The organism is Pseudomonas sp. H26/SER47-MNA-CIBAN-0231 (assembly GCF_040310465.1).
Taxonomy (GTDB): domain Bacteria; phylum Pseudomonadota; class Gammaproteobacteria; order Pseudomonadales; family Pseudomonadaceae; genus Aquipseudomonas; species Aquipseudomonas atacamensis.
Genome location: NZ_JBEOPW010000006.1, coordinates 328064 through 347140, shown reverse-complemented (window position 1 = coordinate 347140; position 19077 = coordinate 328064). Strand labels below are relative to the sequence as shown.

12 protein-coding genes and 2 pseudogenes are annotated in these 19077 nt (G+C 60.1%); 6 read left to right on the top strand and 8 right to left on the bottom strand.

What is annotated here, in order from left to right; all coding sequences use genetic code 11:
- The first annotated feature begins 386 nt into the window (after positions 1–386).
- The gene (locus tag AAEZ10_RS12805) at positions 387–818 is read left to right on the top strand and encodes a T6SS amidase immunity protein Tai4 family protein (RefSeq protein WP_122705078.1); all 432 of its coding nucleotides are present in this window, start codon (positions 387–389) and stop codon (positions 816–818) included.
- A gap of 17 nt (positions 819–835) precedes the next feature.
- Here the strand turns inward: AAEZ10_RS12805 and AAEZ10_RS12800 are convergent, their stop codons facing one another.
- The 4 genes from AAEZ10_RS12800 to putP all read right to left on the bottom strand — a co-directional run bounded on the left by AAEZ10_RS12800 (position 836) and on the right by putP (position 5941).
- Positions 836–1156, bottom strand: a complete 321-nt coding sequence (locus AAEZ10_RS12800) for a hypothetical protein (protein WP_056787448.1) — start codon at positions 1154–1156, stop codon at positions 836–838.
- Between the two features lie 331 nt (positions 1157–1487).
- Entirely contained in the window at positions 1488–2186 is a 699-nt protein-coding gene (locus AAEZ10_RS12795) for a DUF4123 domain-containing protein (protein ID WP_502947693.1), read from the bottom strand.
- Between the two features lie 4 nt (positions 2187–2190).
- Positions 2191–4206, bottom strand: coding sequence for a type VI secretion system Vgr family protein (locus AAEZ10_RS12790; protein ID WP_350569455.1), 2016 nt, complete (start codon positions 4204–4206; stop codon positions 2191–2193).
- A 250-nt stretch (positions 4207–4456) separates the two neighbouring features.
- Positions 4457–5941, bottom strand: coding sequence for a sodium/proline symporter PutP (gene putP, locus AAEZ10_RS12785; protein WP_350569453.1), 1485 nt, complete (start codon positions 5939–5941; stop codon positions 4457–4459).
- Between the two features lie 458 nt (positions 5942–6399).
- On the opposite strand from putP, the gene putA reads away from it, so the two are divergent.
- Together putA and AAEZ10_RS12775 are read left to right on the top strand one after the other, a co-directional pair.
- On the top strand, positions 6400–10353 hold the full coding sequence (gene putA, locus AAEZ10_RS12780; RefSeq protein WP_350569451.1) for a trifunctional transcriptional regulator/proline dehydrogenase/L-glutamate gamma-semialdehyde dehydrogenase: 3954 nt from the start codon (positions 6400–6402) through the stop codon (positions 10351–10353).
- Between the two features lie 259 nt (positions 10354–10612).
- Positions 10613–12415 carry an acyl-CoA dehydrogenase gene (locus AAEZ10_RS12775; RefSeq protein ID WP_350569450.1) on the top strand — a complete coding sequence of 601 codons (1803 nt, stop codon included), beginning with the start codon at positions 10613–10615 and terminating at the stop codon, positions 12413–12415.
- A gap of 143 nt (positions 12416–12558) precedes the next feature.
- On the opposite strand, the gene AAEZ10_RS27965 is transcribed toward AAEZ10_RS12775, so the two are convergent.
- From AAEZ10_RS27965 to AAEZ10_RS12760, 4 genes and pseudogenes are all read right to left on the bottom strand, one after another.
- On the bottom strand, positions 12559–13290 hold the full coding sequence (locus tag AAEZ10_RS27965) for a methyl-accepting chemotaxis protein (protein WP_502947692.1): 732 nt from the start codon (positions 13288–13290) through the stop codon (positions 12559–12561).
- A gap of 135 nt (positions 13291–13425) precedes the next feature.
- A pseudogene (locus AAEZ10_RS27960) lies at positions 13426–14451 on the bottom strand (cache domain-containing protein); the annotation flags it as partial.
- A 144-nt stretch (positions 14452–14595) separates the two neighbouring features.
- The gene (locus tag AAEZ10_RS12765) at positions 14596–14898 is read right to left on the bottom strand and encodes a cell division protein ZapA (RefSeq protein ID WP_073471627.1); all 303 of its coding nucleotides are present in this window, start codon (positions 14896–14898) and stop codon (positions 14596–14598) included.
- Positions 14895–15125 carry a hypothetical protein gene (locus AAEZ10_RS12760; RefSeq protein WP_016772015.1) on the bottom strand — a complete coding sequence of 77 codons (231 nt, stop codon included), beginning with the start codon at positions 15123–15125 and terminating at the stop codon, positions 14895–14897. The genes AAEZ10_RS12765 and AAEZ10_RS12760 overlap by 4 nt, the downstream gene beginning before the upstream one ends.
- 277 nt (positions 15126–15402) lie before the next feature.
- Between AAEZ10_RS12760 and AAEZ10_RS27955 the strand changes: the two are divergent.
- The 3 genes and pseudogenes from AAEZ10_RS27955 to AAEZ10_RS12750 form a co-directional block, all read left to right on the top strand.
- Positions 15403–16125 (top strand): annotated as a pseudogene (locus AAEZ10_RS27955) (MCP four helix bundle domain-containing protein); the annotation flags it as partial.
- Between the two features lie 30 nt (positions 16126–16155).
- Positions 16156–17028: a methyl-accepting chemotaxis protein gene (locus AAEZ10_RS27950; protein WP_502947691.1), complete on the top strand. Its 873-nt coding sequence runs from the start codon at positions 16156–16158 to the stop codon at positions 17026–17028.
- A 294-nt stretch (positions 17029–17322) separates the two neighbouring features.
- On the top strand, positions 17323–19065 hold the full coding sequence (locus AAEZ10_RS12750) for a potassium/proton antiporter (RefSeq protein ID WP_024011302.1): 1743 nt from the start codon (positions 17323–17325) through the stop codon (positions 19063–19065).
- Positions 19066–19077: the final 12 nt, after the last annotated feature.

The window sequence follows — 19077 nt, the reverse complement described above, 5'->3', positions numbered from 1 at the left end:
CGTGACGGCAGGTAAGAAGATCTAAAACCGTCCACCATGTCTCCGAACATGTGTCCACCATGTCCCCGGTACATACACTCCCGGAGGGAGAGGGGACTGACGGTGGTGATCTTGCGAGTTACATCGACCTGAGTGATCGACTTGATCTCAGGCTTGGCCAAGCGTAGATAAGCGCGCAAGTCGCAAGTCGTCACACGACCAGTCCCCAGAAAGAACACCACCATCCAGGCTTGGCCAAGCGAGTTCACCACTGAAGTCGCAGGTCGGCGTACATCACCCAGACAACTCGGTCAGTCCCCTCTCCCTCTGGGAGAGGGCTAGGGTGAGGGGCTTTGCTTTTATAGCGTTAAACTGGCAAACCATGAACGACAGGAAGTCAAAAACTCATGCGATATCTGATCATCTGTTTACTCAGCCTTCTTAGTCCATACCTCGCCCTTGCCGACGAAACCCACATTGAACAGGCACGCCAGACACTAAAGAACTACGGGCTGAGCCACTGCATCCTGAAGCCATTCAACGAACGCTCAGCGCTGGAAAAAGACATTGCACTGTCCGCCAATGCCTATTCGTTCATGGGCAAAGGCATGCATACCATCCTGCAAAATGAAGACACGCTGCAGGTGCTGCACGATCCCTATAAAGAAACCCGAAACTACGTGTTGGCGGCTTACGAGCAGACACCTTCAAACAGCAAATACTCGAATGAAAAAGTAGTGTTTCTTGGGTGCCTGCATGTCTACAACTCCGAGGCGTTCAACATTTTTATCAAAACTCAGGATGCGTACATTTCCGACCGACGCGTTGATATCTATTAACGATCTGTTGATCTTTTTCAGGCGGGCATGCTGCGCAAGCGTCTGCCGATGACATCGAGCACATCACAGCCATCGCGCAATGGGATGGCGCACAGCAGGGCGAAGTCGCTGAGGATCACGGAGTCGCATTCGATCGAGCCGCGCATGCACATGTTTTCCAGGACCTGGACCACGGCGCGGATGCGATGGTTGGCGGCGTCCATGAGGATGTCGAGGGGCACGTGGGTGTCGACGAACAGGCTGGGCATGTCGCTGCAATTGCCGGTGAGGGCCATGAAGCGGTTGTCGGGGTGAGGAGTGATTTTTTCGTAGGGTGAATCAGTATGCATATTGGTCATTTTCCGGGTCCCATGATTGATAAACGTGAGCCGCCATCACACCTTCCTACGGGTTAGGGTGGCAGCTGTGCGCGGGAGTAGGAACCGAGCAATCATGGACCTCGGCCACGCCGAAGCGTGCCCCACGCACAGCCACCGCGAACGATCTTACGGACTTGAACCAAGTGCCGCAAAAAGCCAACGAACTGTAACGTCATGAATGCGGGAATCCTTCACCCTGCCACCACTCTCGCGGTGACAATGAAAAGACTATCCCTGCAACCCACCACGCACCAGTTCATGAAAACCGCCGCGATTCGAAGGAAACGTCCGAAGCGTTTGCCCCGAAATTTCACTCTGTCTCTGCCAGCAAAAACTCCAGAAGCGCCGATCGTGACGAATCTTCCGACATCGATAATTTGAAAAACTGCCCGACCTTGCAGCGCAAAACAGCCTCGGGAAACGCCTCGAACACGGCCGGTTGCTCCTCGCTCAGCCATTGCAAAGCATTGGCGATGCGTACGCTTGCATCAGTCTGCGCCAACAACGATTGCGGCACGCTCCACCACGGGAAGACCCGCCCCGAAACCAGCGCACGACCCCCGATTTCAATGGCCTGGCCATTGATCAAGACTCGTGAAACGACTGGCAGCAATTGCGCGGGAATGACCTCGTCAGAGTGCAAAAGAGGCCGCAGAAATCGACCATCCCAAAAGCGAAAAAACACCGCTTTACCGTCCGGCATCAGTACTTGAGTCAGGCTGCGGAAATGTTCGACCAGCACGTCAAGATCCGCCGAAGACACCGCCAACCATCCCCAATCCCGGGATTCTGTTTCCGCCACCCAACGTAAAAACTCACTGTCCGCAGCGACAATTCCCACATAGGGCATCACCGCGTCCCACTCGGCATAAATGGTCTCGGCCCAGACTGGATTCGCTGTGCCCTGCCAGGCTTTGAACGCATTGGCGTCGCTGGCGCGACTGAAAATGGCGAACAGTTGTTCCGACGCATGCAGCGGCTGCCGTGCCAGCCATTGTTCGGGCGTCATTTGTTCAGGCTGCACAGACACCGTCCTTGCACCGCTCACACTCTTCGCAGAAAGGTGCATCACCTTTGAGACTCATGATCTGTGCCGCGGTGAGAACCGCCGCCGGCGCAGCGGCCAGTTTCTCTGGCAAGCCCGGCACCACCGGTGCCGCACTCGTTGCCGCCATTGGCGAGCCACCCACAACAATCGGCACGCTGCTGAAAATTCCGCCGGGGCCGATGTTGATCCACTGTCCGCCGGCCTGAATCGTCGCGCTCGCGCCGCCATCAATGACCACTTGCTGGCCTGCGCTGATATGGATCTGCGCCGAGGCGCTGGTGGCCTGGCTGTTTACCCGAACCTGTCGGTCGCCGAGCACGGACAAATGATCATCCTGCCTGACTTCGGTCTGGCGCTGGCCGTGGGTGATGCGCTGTTCGTCGGCCTTGAGTTCATGGCGGGCAGTCCCTGTGACCACCACACTGCGCTGATTATCAACCTGCAACTGCTGGTCATTGAGCACATGCTGGGTCCAGTTGCGCTGGGCACGCAGGTAGATTTCCTCGGCGCCTTTTTTATCCTCGATGCGCAGTTCGTTATAACCGCCACCGCCGGGGCTGCTCTGGCTGCGGAACACGCTTCGGGTCTTGTCTGCCGGCAGATCCAGCGGCACCGGGGTTGCCGCATTCGGCAGGCAACCCATGACCAGCGGCTTGTCGGCATCGCCATCAATAAAGCCGACCAGCACTTCCATGCCGACTCGCGGAATCAACACGCTGCCATAGTGATCGTGAGCCCAACCGGTCGCGACGCGCAGCCAGCAACTGGAGTGCTCGTTGAGTTCGCCATCACGATCCCAGGCCAGTTGCACTTTGACCCGGCCATATTCATCGCAATGGATTTCCAGGTCTTTCGGGCCGGTGACCACGGCAGGTTGATAGCCCGACATGCGCGGTTTTTCCGGGCACAGCGCCGGACGAAAGACCACGTCCCACGGCGTGGCGACGAAAGTATTGCGGTAGCCCTGGAAGGATTCGCCATCGCTGGTCACCGATTCCTCAAGCACCTGCGGCTGACGGCCGCGATGCTCGACACAGGTGAGCAACCACAGATCATTCCAGTCGCTGCGCGGATGCTCGGTGAGTTGCAGAAAATGCCCGCAGACCAATGAAGACTCGTCGCTGCTGCCCTCGGCCTGACGGTAATCGGCAACGTGCCGTTCCAGCGCACGGCGCGTCAGGTGTCTGCCGGTTTCGCGATCGTTGAATTGGCCCGGAAAGAGGTAGTCCTCCAGCACTGGACGCTGCTCGCCGTCACTGCGACTTTCCAGAGACAGCCGTGGTTTTTCGAAGTTGTAGTCGCGCCGGGTAACGACGCTGGTGCGGGTTTCCACGCGCACGTTAAAACGTTGAATCGCCGGCGCGCCAGCCGACATGCCGCTGCCCGGCAAATACAGCGTCGGCTCGGGCAGCTTGGGGAACACAGTCTGGTCGTCGCCGAACACCAGCAAATGGCCTTCGGGGCTGTGCTGAAAGTGGTAATGAATGCCGACTTCGGCACACAGGCGCTGGATAAAGGCCAGATCGCTTTCGGCGTATTGCACGCAGTACTCGCGCTCCGGGTATTCGCTGCCCAGGCGAAATTCAAAGGCATCGCGCAGGATCGAATGATCCTTGAGGATCTGCGTGACTATCTGCGGCACGCTCTGATGCTGAAAAATCCGCTGGTTGATGCGATGCCCCAGATACGTCAGACGCGGGACAAGGCTGAGGTGATAGCGTGTCAGACGTTTCCCGGAATCGCCCTGCCCGACCTGATAAATCTGACCATGAATACCGCAACCCTGAGCATCGAAACTTAGAAACGCCTGACCATGCAGCAGGCTTTCCAGCTCCAGGTCCGGCCGCTCGCTGACCAGTTCCAGCTCGAAGCGAAAGGGTTGACTGATGGCTTCCCTGCCCGTGAACTCAAGGACTTTGAGGTCATGCCGGGCGCCTTCGAGTGTCAACGTGAAACGCGGTTGATTGGCAGGCGCGAACATCCGATGTCTCTCTGCAGTGTGAGGGCGGGCGATTCTGCATGAGGGGCAAGGGGTGCTGAGCAGGTGACGGGAAATTCAGATTTGCCCTACGTGGATTGCTGAAAGGACCTTGTTAATTCGGCCGTTCGACTACAGACAATTCAATCAAACCTGCCACCCACCCTGTGTTGTTGAAGAATTACAGGCAACAAAAAACGGCCCGCTTCCTGTAGGAAACGGGCCGTTTTCATGTGAGCCGAAGCTCAGTCCATCACTTGTTCAGATGGAAGTCTTTTTCCGCTGCCTCGAAACGCTCAACCATGCCGCGAGTCGGCTCACCCGCCTTGCTGACAAAGTAGATGGCCAGGCTGGCGAAGATGAAGCCAGGAATGATTTCGTACAGACCCAGCAGTTCGAAATGCTTCCAGACCACCACGGTGATCGCGCCGACCAGAATACCGGCCAGTGCGCCGTTGCGGGTCATGTCTTTCCAGACCACCGAAATAAGCACCACCGGACCGAATGCAGCACCGAAACCGGCCCAGGCGTAGGACACCAGGCCCAGTACGCGGTTTTCCGGGTTGGCAGCCAGCGCGATAGCAATCAGGGCTACCAGCAGCACCATGGCACGACCGACCCAGACCAGTTCCAGTTGCGAAGCAGACTTGCGCAGGAAGGCTTTATAAAAGTCTTCGGTCAGGGCGCTCGAGCACACCAGCAACTGGCAGCTCAGGGTGCTCATCACCGCAGCCAGAATGGCCGACAGCAGTACACCGGCAACCCATGGGTTGAAGAGAATTTTCGCCAGTTCGATGAACACGCGCTCCGGGTTCTCGGTCACAGGACCGGCCACTTCCGGGTGCGCCGAGAAGTAAGCGATACCGAAGAAGCCCACTGCCACTGTGCCGCCCAGGCACAGGATCATCCAGGCCATGGAAATGCGACGCGCCTTGGCGATCGACTTCACCGAATCCGCCGCCATGAAACGCGCGAGGATGTGCGGCTGGCCGAAGTAGCCCAGACCCCAGCCCATCAGCGAGATGATGCCGATGAAGGTGGTGCCTTTGAGCATGTCGAAGTTGCTTGGATCTTGCGCTTCGATGGCGAGGAACGTGGTGTCAACGCCGCCTGTGGCCAGCAGGACGATGATCGGCGTAAGGATCAGCGCGAAGATCATCAGCGTGGCTTGGACGGTGTCGGTCCAGCTCACTGCGAGGAAACCGCCGATGAAGGTGTAGGCAATCGTCGCCGCAGCACCGGCCCACAGCGCCGTTTCGTAGGTCATGCCGAACGTGCTTTCGAACAGACGGGCACCAGCGACGATGCCGGAAGCGCAGTAGATGGTAAAGAACACCAGAATCACGATCGCCGAGATAATCCGCAGCAAGCCGCTTTTATCTTCGAAACGGCTGGAAAAATAATCCGGCAGAGTCAGGGCATCGCCGTTGTGCTCGGTCTGCACACGCAGACGGCCGGCGACAAACAGCCAGTTCAGGTAGGCACCGACGATCAGGCCGATGGCGATCCAGCTTTCGGACAGACCGGACATGTAGATGGCGCCCGGCAGGCCCATCAGCAACCAGCCGCTCATGTCGGAGGCACCGGCAGACAGCGCGGTGACGACGCTGCCGAGGCTGCGACCACCGAGAATATAGTCGGAAAGGTTGTTGGTGGAGCGATAGGCCATCAAGCCGATCAGCACCATTGCTGCGATGTAGATCACGAACGTGATCAGGTTTGGATTGCTTACGCTCATTGAGTTACGCCCTGGCTTTGTTTTTATGTAGCGGCGGTGGTGAACCGCTCGCAAACGACGACGTTTGGCAGACGATCCGGGATCCCGCGCATTTAAGACTGATGTTTCCCCAGGAAAGCCATCAGCCGATGCACCGGGTTATTCCCGGTTGCACCTTGGCGGCGAATGCTATGCAACAAAGCAAATAAGGTGCAACCAGTTTCGCGAGAATTAGTTGCACCCAGTCGGATTAATCGACGATCACCCCGTTTTTGCTCCCTTTTGTGGCAGTCATGGCTCTTTGCTAGAAGCAAAAGCACCAAACAGGAGCAGCACTTTCGTACCAGAAATTATTTCCTGACGAGCTGCGTATTATTCCGGCAAAAAAAGGGTTGCACCCGGTTGCACCTCATTCAACGCACGGCTAATCTTGCGGCCAGCTGATGCCACGCAACTGTGGCAACCATGAGGATAAAAATATGGCTACCACCACCCTTGGGGTCAAACTCGATGACCCGACCCGCGAGCGCCTGAAGGCTGCCGCAACCTCGATTGATCGCACGCCGCACTGGCTGATCAAGCAGGCAATTTTCAATTACCTGGAAAAACTCGAGGGTGGTGCAACCCTGACCGAGTTGAACGGTTTGACCGCCAAAGACGCCGATGACGCAGGCGAAGTGCAGACCGATCACGCTCACCAATGCTTCCTCGAATTCGCTGAAAGCATCCTGCCGCAATCGGTTCTGCGTGCTTCGATCACCGCCGCCTACCGCCGCCCTGAGCCGGAAGTGGTGCCGATGCTGATCGAGCAGGCGCGCCTGCCGGCACCGATGGCCGAAGCCACCAACAAACTCGCCGCGACCATCGCCGAAAAACTGCGCAACCAGAAAAGTGCCGGCGGTCGTGCCGGTATTGTTCAAGGTCTGTTGCAGGAATTCTCCCTCTCGTCCCAGGAAGGCGTGGCGCTGATGTGCCTGGCCGAAGCGCTGCTGCGCATCCCGGACAAAGGCACCCGCGATGCGCTGATCCGCGACAAGATCAGCACCGGCAACTGGCATCCGCACCTGGGCAACAGCCCTTCGCTGTTCGTCAATGCCGCCACCTGGGGCTTGCTGCTGACTGGCAAACTGGTCTCCACCCACAACGAAGCCGGCCTGACTTCGTCGCTGAGCCGCATCATCGGCAAGAGCGGCGAGCCGATGATCCGCAAGGGCGTCGACATGGCCATGCGCCTGATGGGCGAGCAGTTCGTTACCGGCGAAACCATCGCCGAAGCGCTGGCCAATGCGAGCAAGTTCGAAGCCAAAGGCTTCCGCTATTCCTACGACATGCTCGGTGAAGCGGCACTCACCGAAGTCGACGCGCAGAAATACCTGGCCTCGTACGAACAGGCGATCCACTCGATCGGCAAAGCGTCCCACGGCCGTGGGATTTATGAAGGCCCGGGCATTTCCATCAAGCTCTCGGCACTGCACCCGCGTTACAGCCGTGCGCAGTACGAGCGGGTGATGGACGAGCTGTACCCGCGTCTGCTGTCGCTGACCCTGCTGGCCAAGCAATACGACATCGGCCTGAACATCGACGCCGAAGAAGCCGACCGCCTCGAGCTGTCGCTGGATCTGCTTGAGCGTCTGTGCTTCGAGCCGCAACTGACTGGCTGGAACGGCATCGGTTTCGTTATCCAGGCTTACCAGAAGCGTTGCCCGTACGTGATCGACTACGTGATTGATCTGGCTCGCCGCAGCCGTCATCGCCTGATGATCCGCCTGGTGAAAGGCGCGTACTGGGACAGCGAAATCAAACGCGCCCAGGTCGAGGGTCTGGAAGGCTATCCGGTCTACACCCGCAAGGTGTACACCGACGTTTCCTACATTGCTTGCGCACGCAAACTGCTGTCGGTGCCGGAAGTCATCTACCCGCAATTCGCCACGCACAACGCCCACACCCTGTCGGCGATCTACCACATCGCCGGTCAGAACTATTACCCGGGCCAGTACGAGTTCCAGTGCCTGCACGGCATGGGCGAACCGCTCTACGAACAGGTTGTCGGCAAGGTTTCCGAGGGCAAGCTGAACCGTCCGTGCCGCGTGTACGCACCGGTCGGCACTCACGAAACCCTGCTGGCTTACCTCGTACGTCGCTTGCTGGAAAACGGCGCGAACACTTCGTTCGTCAACCGCATCGCCGACCAGTCGATTTCGATTCAGGAACTGGTGGCCGATCCGGTGGCACAGATCGAGCAGATGGCCACCGTGGAAGGCGGTTTCGGCCTGCCGCACCCGCGCATTCCGCTGCCGCGTGATCTGTACGGTGCCGAGCGCGCCAACTCCAGCGGCATCGACATGGCCAACGAACATCGCCTGGCCTCGCTGTCCTGCGCCCTGCTCGCCACCGCGCACAATGACTGGAAAGCCGCGCCGATGCTCGGTTGCGCCTCCAGCAACGAAACGCCGGTCGCGGTGCTGAACCCGTCCGATCACCGCGATGTGGTCGGTCACGTCCAAGAAGCGACCGTCGAAGACGTCGACAACGCCATTCAATGCGCGCTGAACGCCGCGCCGATCTGGCAGGCCACCCCGCCGGCCGAACGTGCGGCAATTCTGGAACGTGCCGCTGACTTGATGGAAGGCGAGATCCAGCCGCTGATGGGCCTGCTGGCTCGCGAAGCCGGCAAGACCTACGCCAACGCCATCGCCGAAGTCCGCGAAGCCGTCGATTTCCTGCGTTATTACGCAGTGCAGGCGCGCAACGATTTCAGCAACGACGCCCACCGCCCACTCGGTCCGGTGGTGTGCATCAGCCCGTGGAACTTCCCGCTGGCAATTTTCAGTGGTCAAGTCGCTGCCGCTCTGGCCGCAGGCAACCCGGTACTGGCCAAACCGGCCGAGCAGACTCCGCTGGTAGCGGCTCAGGCTGTGCGCCTGATGCTCGAAGCCGGCATCCCGGAAGGCGTGCTGCAACTGCTGCCGGGCCGTGGTGAAACCGTCGGCGCCGGTCTGGTCGGTGACGAACGCGTCAAAGGCGTGATGTTCACTGGTTCCACCGAAGTCGCGCGCTTGCTGCAACGCAATATCGCTGGCCGTCTCGACAGCCAGGGCCGTCCGATTCCGCTGATCGCCGAAACCGGTGGCCAGAACGCGATGATCGTCGATTCCTCGGCGTTGACTGAACAAGTGGTGATCGACGTGGTGTCGTCGGCCTTCGACAGTGCCGGTCAGCGCTGCTCGGCGCTGCGGGTACTGTGCCTGCAGGAAGATTCCGCCGATCGCGTCATCGAAATGCTCAAAGGTGCCATGGCCGAAAGCCGTCTCGGCAACCCGGAGCGTCTGTCCGTGGACATCGGCCCGGTGATCGACGCCGAAGCCAAGGCGGGCATCGACAAGCACATCCAGGGCATGCGCGACAAAGGTCGCAATGTTTACCAGGTTGCGATTGCCGAAAGTGAAGAGGTCAAGCGCGGCACCTTCGTCATGCCGACCCTGATCGAGCTGGAAAGCTTCGACGAACTGCAACGCGAAATCTTCGGCCCGGTGCTGCACGTGGTGCGCTACAAGCGCAAAGAGCTGGATCAACTGATCGGCCAGATCAATGCCTCCGGTTATGGCCTGACGCTGGGCGTGCACACGCGCATCGACGAGACCATCGCCAAGGTGATCGACAACGTCAACGCCGGTAACGTCTACGTCAACCGCAACATCGTCGGTGCCGTGGTCGGCGTGCAGCCATTCGGCGGCGAAGGCCTGTCGGGTACTGGCCCGAAAGCCGGCGGCCCGCTGTATCTGTACCGCCTGCTGTCGACGCGTCCTGCCGACGCCATCGAACAATCCTTCGCCCGCGGTGATGCCATCAGCGCCCCGGACGTGCGTTTGCGCGATGCCATGAGCCAATCGTTGAACGCGCTGAAAGCCTGGGCCGACAACAACAAGTTCGCCGACCTGAGCACCCTGTGCGTGCAATACGCAGCGCAATCGCAGAGCGGCATCACCCGGGTGCTGGCAGGTCCCACCGGCGAGAAAAACAGCTACGCGATCCTGCCGCGCGAGCACGTGCTGTGCCTGGCGGAAGTTGAAGGTGATCTGCTGACGCAACTGGCGGCGGTGCTGGCGGTGGGCGGTTCGGCGGTGTGGCCGGAAACCGAGCTGACCAAGTCGTTGTTCGCCCGTCTGCCGAAGGAAGTGCAGGCGCGGATCAAACGCGTTGCCGACTGGAACAAGGACGAAGTGGTGTTCGATGCCGTGCTGCATCACGGCCACTCCGACCAGTTGCGCGGCGTCTGCCAGCAGATCGCCCAGCGTGGCGGTGCAATCGTTGGCGTTCAGGGCCTGTCCCAGGGCGAGACCAACATTGCCCTGGAGCGTCTGGTGATCGAACGGGCATTGAGCGTCAACACCGCTGCGGCGGGGGGTAATGCCAGCTTGATGACGATCGGTTAAACCCGATAAACCGGGCACCTGCATAGGTGTCCGGCATAGCAACAATCCCTGTGGGAGCTGGCTTGCCAGCGATAGCGATTTTTCAGTCAACCATCAATGTTGACTGAACTGCCGCCATCGCTGGCAAGCCAGCTCCCACAGTTGTTTTCGGCGCTTGTTAAGTCCGCGCGCGGCTCCAACATCACGCTTATCAATCATCCTGTTCAGTCTTTATCAGCACGCCTAGACTCGGCCCAACCCAATTTCCAGGTAAGCCGCCATGTCCGAGACGCTGCTCAGTTCCCGCAATCTGGCTTTCGAGCTGTACGAAGTCCTCGATGCCGAGGGCCTGACCCGGCGCGAGCGCTTTGCCGAGCACAATCGCGAGACCTTCGACGCCGCAATCGGCACCGCGCGCAACATCGCCGAAAAGTATTTCGCCCCGCACAACCGCAAGGGCGATGAAAACGAGCCGCGCTATGAAGATGGCCAGGCCATTCTGATTCCCGAAGTGAAACCGGCGGTGGATGCCTTTCTCGAGGCCGGCTTCCTCAACGCCGCACGCAGCTTCGAGGCCGGCGGCATGCAATTGCCGACCCTGCTGTCGCAAGCCTGCTTCGCGCACTTTCAGTCCGCCAACGCAGCGTCGACCTCGTACCCGTTCCTGACCATGGGCGCGGCCAATCTGATCGAGAGCTTCGGCAGCGAAGAGCAGAAACAGCGCTTCCTGCAACCGATGATCGACGGACGCTTCTTCGGCACCATGGCCCTGACCGAGCCGCATGCCGGTTCGTCACTGTCGGATATTCGTACCCGCGCCGAGCCTGCATCCGACGGCACCTATCGCCTGAAGGGCAACAAGATTTTCATTTCCGGTGGCGACCATCCGCTGTCGGAAAACATCGTGCACATGGTTCTGGCCAAACTGCCCGACGCCCCACCGGGGGTGAAAGGTATTTCGCTGTTTATCGTGCCGAAGTTTCTGGTCAACGACGACGGCAGCCTCGGCCAGCGCAACGACGTGCTGCTCGCCGGCTTGTTCCACAAGATGGGCTGGCGCGGCACCACATCGACGGCGCTTAACTTCGGCGATAACGGCGAGTGCGTCGGCTATCTGGTAGGCAAACCGCACCATGGTTTGAGCTACATGTTCCAGATGATGAACGAAGCACGAATCGGCGTCGGCATGGGCGCGGTGATGCTCGGTTATGCGGGTTACCTGTACTCATTGGAATATGCGCGTGAGCGGCCGCAGGGCCGGGTGCCGGACAGCAAGGATCCGACCACGGCGCCGGTGGCGATCATTCAGCACGCGGACGTCAGACGCATGTTGCTGACGCAGAAATCCTACGTCGAAGGTGCATTTGACCTCGGCCTGTATGCCGCGCGTTTGTTCGATGACACCACCACGCTGGAAACCGAAGCCGAACGCAAACAGGCTCATGAGCTGTTGGACCTGCTGACGCCGATCGTCAAATCCTGGCCTTCGGAGTTCTGCCTCAAAGCCAACGAACTGGCGATCCAGATTCTTGGCGGCCACGGCTACACCCGCGAATACCCGGTGGAGCAGTACTACCGTGACAACCGCTTGAATCCGATCCACGAAGGCACCCACGGCATCCAGTCGCTGGATTTGCTCGGGCGCAAACTGGCGCAGAACGGTGGCGCCGGTCTCAAGCAGCTGATTCGATTGATCGCCAACACGGCCGAACGTGCCACTGCGTACGACTCGCTGGATGCACTGCGCGAACCGCTGGAAACACTCGTTGGCCGCCTGCAAACCGTGACCATCGGCCTGCTCACCGATCTGGCCCAAGGCAAGGTCAACAGCAGCCTGGCGAACTCGGCGCTGTACCTGAAAGTGTTCGGTCACGCAGTGATCGGCTGGCGCTGGCTGGAGCAGGCGATCCGCGCCGAGGAAGGCCTGGCCAAAGGCAATTCGGCGGATGTCGACTTCTATAAGGGCAAGTTGCAGGCGGCGCGGTATTTCCTGACATGGGAAGTGCCGGGTTGCCAGCATGAGCTGGACTTGCTGGAGGCGCGGGATGATACGTGTCTGGGGATGCGGGAGGTGTGGTTCTGATCTGCAAGTTGTTTAGCGACTGAAACCATTCGCGAGCAGGCTCGCTCCCACAGGACAGGTGATGTTCACAGGACGCGTGAACACGCCGAATCCAATGTGGGAGCGAGCCTGCTCGCGAAGGCGTCAGCTCAGGCGATACAGCTTCAACTCAACTTGAACCCACCCATCTGCCGCGCCAGATCATCCGCCAGCTTCTGCAACATCTGGCAGTCTTCGCGACAAGCCCTGACCTCCCCCGCCGTCGCCCGTGCCAGATCGGAAATCCCCTGCACGTTGCGGTTGATCTCTTCAGTCACCGCCGACTGCTCTTCGGTTGCCGTCGCCACCTGATGGTTCATATCGCTGATGCGCTCGACCTGACCGGTGATCGCCGTCAGCGACGCGCCGGTACGCTGGCTCGATTCAACCCCGGTGCCGGTCGCGGCCTGGCCGGTGCGCATCGATGACACGGCGTTTTCCGCGCCTTGCTTGAGGCTGCCGATCATCAGTTGAATTTCGTCGGTCGAGGCCTGGGTCCTGCGCGCGAGGGTGCGCACTTCATCGGCGACCACCGCGAAGCCACGGCCCATATCGCCGGCGCGGGCAGCTTCGATGGCGGCGTTGAGTGCGAGCAGATTGGTCTGTTCGGAAACGCCACGAATCACCGCCAGCACCGAATCGATCGACGCCACTTGCTGCGCCAGCTCACCCACTGCGCCCGCCGCTAAGCCGATCTCATCGGACATGCTTTCGATATGACGGATCGAGCCACCGACCACTTCCCGTGCCTGCAACGCCTCATCGCGCGCGGTTTGCGAGGCAAGCGCGGCGTTGCCGGCACTTTGCGCGATCTCCTGCACGGTCAGGCCCATTTCGTGGACGGCGGTGGCTACCATGTCGGTCATTTCCTGCTGCCGGCCGGAACGCTCGGCGGTGTTGTCCACCACCGTCGCCACTTGCCCTACGGCCGTGCGCAGGCGCTCGCTGGTGGTCAGCACTTCGCCGATCATCGCGCGCTGGCTATCGAGGAAACGGTTGAAGCCGCGCGCGAGGTCGCCCAGCTCATCGGCACGGCTGGAATCTAACCGGTGAGTCAAATCTCCACCACCGCTACCGATGGCCACCAGCGCCCGTGTTACTTGTCGAATCGGTCGCACCAGCCCCTGCGCCAGCCACACCACCAACGCCAAGCAGACCAACGCCACCACCAGACCGATGCCGCCACTCATCCACATCGCTTTCCGTGCTTCGGCGTAGATCTGCGACTGCGGCACTTCGGCCACCAGCGTCCAGCCGAGATCGCGCAGCGGCAGGCTGAAGGCGAGGAAGTCTTCACCGTCGCGCTGGAAGCTGCTGTTGACTGCATCCTTGTGCCCCATCAGCGCTTGCGCCGCATTGGCACCGATCTGCTCGGTCAAGGTGCGTTTACCGCTGAACTGCGCCTCAGGATGGACCTGAATCAGACCGTCGGAACGCACGAGATAGACCTTGCCGCGTTCACCGAAACTGAAATTGTGGATCAGCTCCGACAGCTCTTTCATGCTCAGCCCGAGCCCGGCGACACCGACGACTTTGCCGGCCTGCTCGACCTTCAGATCGATGAACAAGGCCAGCTCGCCGGTGGCGCCGTCGTTGTCGATATTCAGGGTGCGCGGCTGATTGCTGTCGAGAAAGGAATAGAACCAGGCGTCGGCCGGTTTCGCGCGACTGAGGGTGCGGTCCAGGCCTTTTTCGGTGATGTAGTGATTGGATTCGGTGCCGATGATCAGCGCAGTGAAGGCCTTGTGTTCGGCGCGGATGCCTTCCAGATACTGGGCGAAGAGCGCAGTTTTGCTGCTGTCCTCGCCTGTCGCCAGCCAGTCACGCACCATGGTGTTGCTGGCGATGTCCTTGGCGGCGGTGAGCGGTTGCACGAGGATGCGTTCGATATCGTTGCGCGTCGCTTCGATGCTCGACGGCAGCGCTTGTTCGACCAGATAGCTCTGGGCGAGGCGGTTGACCACCAGGGTATAAATGCCAACCACAATCACGATGCTGATCAGCAGGGCCGTGCCCATGCCGAGAATCAACTGCCACTGAATACTGCGTCGCCACCACTGCATGGAGCACCCCCAAGGAATAAGTGGCCGAAACACTGCAACAGCCGTGCCGATTGTATACAAACCAACCGACAATCTATTCCCTGGTTGTGCGCAACCTCATCAGCCCTGACTGATGGTCTTGGCAATGGTCTCGACCGTGGCGCTGACTTGCTCTTGATAACGCTCGAGTTCTGCTTTGTGCTGCTTCTTCATTTCTATCTGCTGCGAGCACAGATTCATCGCCGCCAGCACCAGCAAACGATCGCCGATCAGCGTCGGGTATTTGCGCTTGGTGTCTTCCAGCGCTGCCTTGAGCATCATCGCCGCGTCCAGCAGGGTCTGTTCTTCCCCGGCCGGTGCCTTGATCGAATAGTCCTCGCCGAGAATGGAGATGACTTTTACCCCTGCTGTGCCGTGGTTCATGCGCTGACAGGACCGGCATTGACGCGATCAACCAGCGCCTGAATGCGCGCGGCGGTGGCGCCGTGTTTTTCTTCCTGCTCCATCAGGTTCAGCTGCAGGTTTTCGTTTTCATCCTTGGCCTGGGCCAGTTCCGTGGACAGGGTCTGGTTGGTCTGCAGCAAGGTCTGGTTCTGTTGCACCAGGTCGCTGACGAGCTGTTCCAATTGGCTGAGGGATGCTTCCAACATTTTGATCTTCCAAGCGTTTTTCAAAGGGCGCGTACGATAAAGAAAAGTCACCACGGATGCCAGGGTTAAACCGGCGCAAGGCCTTGATTTTCCTGGGTGGCGAAGCTTCTCGCGAGTTTAAAAGACTGTGATTGATCGATCTGGTTCCTGCACTTCGTCGCTCAAGCCTGTCTGCGACAAATACGCACACCACCTCAAGACTTTAGTCGTATGACCGATAAGTCACCCATACAGCAGTCTCAGCCCGCATGGATGCGGCCCTTTTCGGTATCCGCCCATGTCCCTTCGCAATATGAATATCGCCCCACGGGCGTTCACCGGCTTCGCCCTGATCGGCGGCCTGATGTTGATCCTCGGCGTGTTTGCGCTGAACCAGATGAGCAAGATCCGCGCGGCCGGCGAAGACATCGCTACCGCCAGCGTGCCGTCGATCAAGGCTCTGGACGAATTCACCCAGCTGACCCTGCGCCTGCGCGTGCTGTCCTACCGTTTGCTGATCAACCGCGAGCCCGACGTGCAGCAGAAAACCATCGAACTGTTCGACATGCGCAACCGCCAGATCGCCGATGCGCAACGCGCCTACGAGCCACTGATCTCCGGGTCTGAAGAACGTGCGGCGTACGATCAGTACGTGCAATTGCTGGCGCAGTACCGTCAGCTCGAAGAGCGCATGAAAACCCTGTCGCGCAACAATCAGATCGACGAGTTGCGGCAGATGCTCAACAGCGATTTGCTGAGCAATTCGGAAGCGGTGAATACCGCGCTGGCGCGCTTGCTGGAGATCAACACCCAGCAGATCGCCGAGACTGATCAGGGCGCGAAGGATCAGTACTCGCTGTCGTTCAATCTGGTGGTGACCCTGCTGGTGATCGCCAGCGGCCTGACCCTGCTGTTCGCCTGGTTGCTGACCGTGAGCATTACCAAGCCGATTTCCAAGGCACTCGAGGCGGCGGAAACCATCGCCGAAGGCAACCTCACCCAGCCGATCCATGTCGATGGCGAAGATGAAGCCGGGCGCCTGCTGGCGGCCATGGCGAAGATGCAATCGAAGCTGCGCGACACCCTGCAGCGCATCTCCGGTTCGGCCACGCAGCTTGCGTCCGCTGCGGAAGAGCTGAACAGCGTCACCGATGAAAGTGCTCGCGGCCTGACCCAGCAGAACAACGAAATCGAGCAGGCCGCCACTGCGGTCAATGAGATGACCAGCGCTGTCGAAGAGGTCGCGCGCAACGCGGTCAGCACTTCGGAAGCCTCGAAAAACGCCACCACTTCGGCGGGCGACGGTCGTGATCTGGTGCAGGAAACCGTCAGCGCCATCGAACGCATGAGCGCCAATGTGCAGAGCACCGCGTCGCTGATCGGCGACCTGGCCAATGAGTCCCGCGACATCGGCAAGGTGCTCGACGTGATTCGTGGCCTCGCCGACCAGACCAACCTGCTGGCATTGAACGCAGCAATCGAAGCGGCCCGTGCCGGTGAGGCCGGTCGTGGTTTTGCCGTGGTGGCGGACGAAGTGCGCGCTCTGGCCCATCGCACCCAGCAGTCGACCAGCGAAATCGAACGCATGATCGGCAGCATCCAGAGCGGCACCGAACACGCCGTGGATTCGATGCGCAACAGCACCGAGCGCGCCGAATCGACGCTGAACATCGCCCGTGGCGCCGGGATGTCGCTGGACACCATCAACAGCGCCATCGTCGAAATCAACGAGCGCAACCTGGTCATCGCCAGCGCCGCCGAAGAGCAGGCGCAGGTGGCGCGGGAAGTCGATCGCAATCTGGTCAACATCCGCGATCTGTCGGTGCAGTCGGCGACCGGCGCCAATCAGACCAGCGCAGCAAGCAATGAGCTGTCGCGGTTGGCGCTGGATCTGAACAACATGGTTGGGCGGTTCAGCCTGTAACACACCTCGCTGGAGCTTCCCCTGTGGCGAGGGGATTTATCCCCGTTGGGTGGCGAAGCCGCCCCAAAAGCAGCGTATGCGGTTCCCTTTAAGGATCCGCGTACAGCGGTTTTACGACGGCTGCGCCGCCGAACGGGGATGAATCCCCTCGCCACAGTCATCACTCGCCGCATTTCCAGGGTGATTCTGCAGAAAAGCTTTTTGACAGCATCACATTTCAACAGGTTAGAATCGCTGGCACGCAGACTGCATGGTCAGTTTGTGCCTCGTCTTTACGCTTCTGGAGTACTGCCTTTGAATGCGACGACCATCAACAGCCTGTTCTTGATCGGCGCGTTGCTGGTAGGCGCAAGCATTCTTGTCAGTTCTCTTTCTTCACGTCTCGGCATTCCGATTCTGGTCATCATTCTCGCGGTCGGCATGGCTGCCGGGGTCGATGGTGGCGGGATCATTTTCGATAACTACCCGACGGCCTATCTGGTCGGCAACCTCGCCCTGGCAGTGATCCTGCTCGACGGCGGCTTGCGTACGCGGGTGTCGAGTTTCCGCGTGGCCTTGTGGCCGGCGCTGTCGCTGGCCACGGTCGGGGTGTTGATCACCACCGGGCTGACCGGCATGGCCGCTGCGTGGCTGTTCGACCTCAATCTGATTCAGGGCCTGCTGATCGGCGCCATCGTCGGTTCGACCGACGCCGCTGCGGTGTTCTCGCTGCTCGGCGGTAAAGGCCTCAACGAACGGGTCAGCGCCAGTCTGGAAATCGAATCCGGCAGCAACGACCCGATGGCGGTGTTTCTCACCGTGACCCTGATCGACATGCTCGCCAGCGGCGAAACCGGCCTGCACTGGAGCCTGCTGACCCACCTGATCCGCGAGTTCGGCATCGGTGGCGTGATCGGTCTGGGCGGCGGCTGGGTGATGCTGCAACTGGTCAATCGCATCAATCTCGCCGCTGGACTCTATCCGATCCTGATAATCGCTGGCGGTCTGGTGGTGTTCGCGCTGACCAACGCCTTGCATGGCAGCGGCTTCCTCGCTGTCTATCTGTGCGGTCTGGTGATCGGCAACCGCCCGGTGCGCAGCCGCCACGGCATTCTGCACATGCTCGACGGCATGGCCTGGCTGGCGCAGATCGGCATGTTCCTGGTGCTGGGCCTGCTGGTCACGCCCCACGATCTGCTGCCGATCGCCCTGCCCGCCCTCGGTCTGGCGCTGTGGATGATTCTGTTCGCGCGGCCGCTGTCGGTGATGGTCGGCCTGCTGCCGTTCAAGGCCTTCCACGGTCGTGAAAAAGCCTTTATTTCCTGGGTCGGCCTGCGCGGCGCGGTGCCGATCATTCTCGCGGTGTTCCCGCTGATGGCCGGGCTGCCGCAAGCGCAGCTGTATTTCAATCTGGCGTTCTTCATCGTGTTGGTGTCGCTGCTGGTGCAGGGCACAAGCCTGCCGTGGGTGGCCAAATTGCTCAAGGTGACGGTGCCGCCAGAACCCGCGCCGATTTCCCGGGCGGCACTGGAAGTGCACGTCACCAGCGAGTGGGAACTGTTCGTTTACAAGCTCGGCGCGGAGAAATGGTGCATCGGTTCGCCCCTGCGTGAGTTGAAAATGCCCGAAGGCACACGCATCGCGGCGCTGTTTCGTGGCCAGCAACTGCTCCATCCGTCGGGTAGTACGGTGCTGGAAGTCGATGATTTGCTGTGTGTTATTGGCCATGAACACAACTTGCCGGCCCTCGGCAAACTGTTCAGCCAGGCACCGCAACGCGGCCTCGATCTGCGTTTCTTCGGCGACTTCGTGCTCGAAGGAGACGCCCAGCTTAAAGCGGTTGCAGCGCTGTATGGCTTGCCGGCCGAAGGCATCGATCCGGACATGACCCTGGGTGCGTTCATTGCGCAAAAAGTCGGGGGTGCTCCCATCGTCGGCGACCAGGTGGAGTGGAACAACACCCACTGGACGGTGGCGGTCATGGACGGGAACAAGATCGGCAAAGTGGGCGTCAGATTCCCCGAAGGAAGTCGCCCGGGCCCCGGACTCTTCCTCTAAACTGCTCCCACT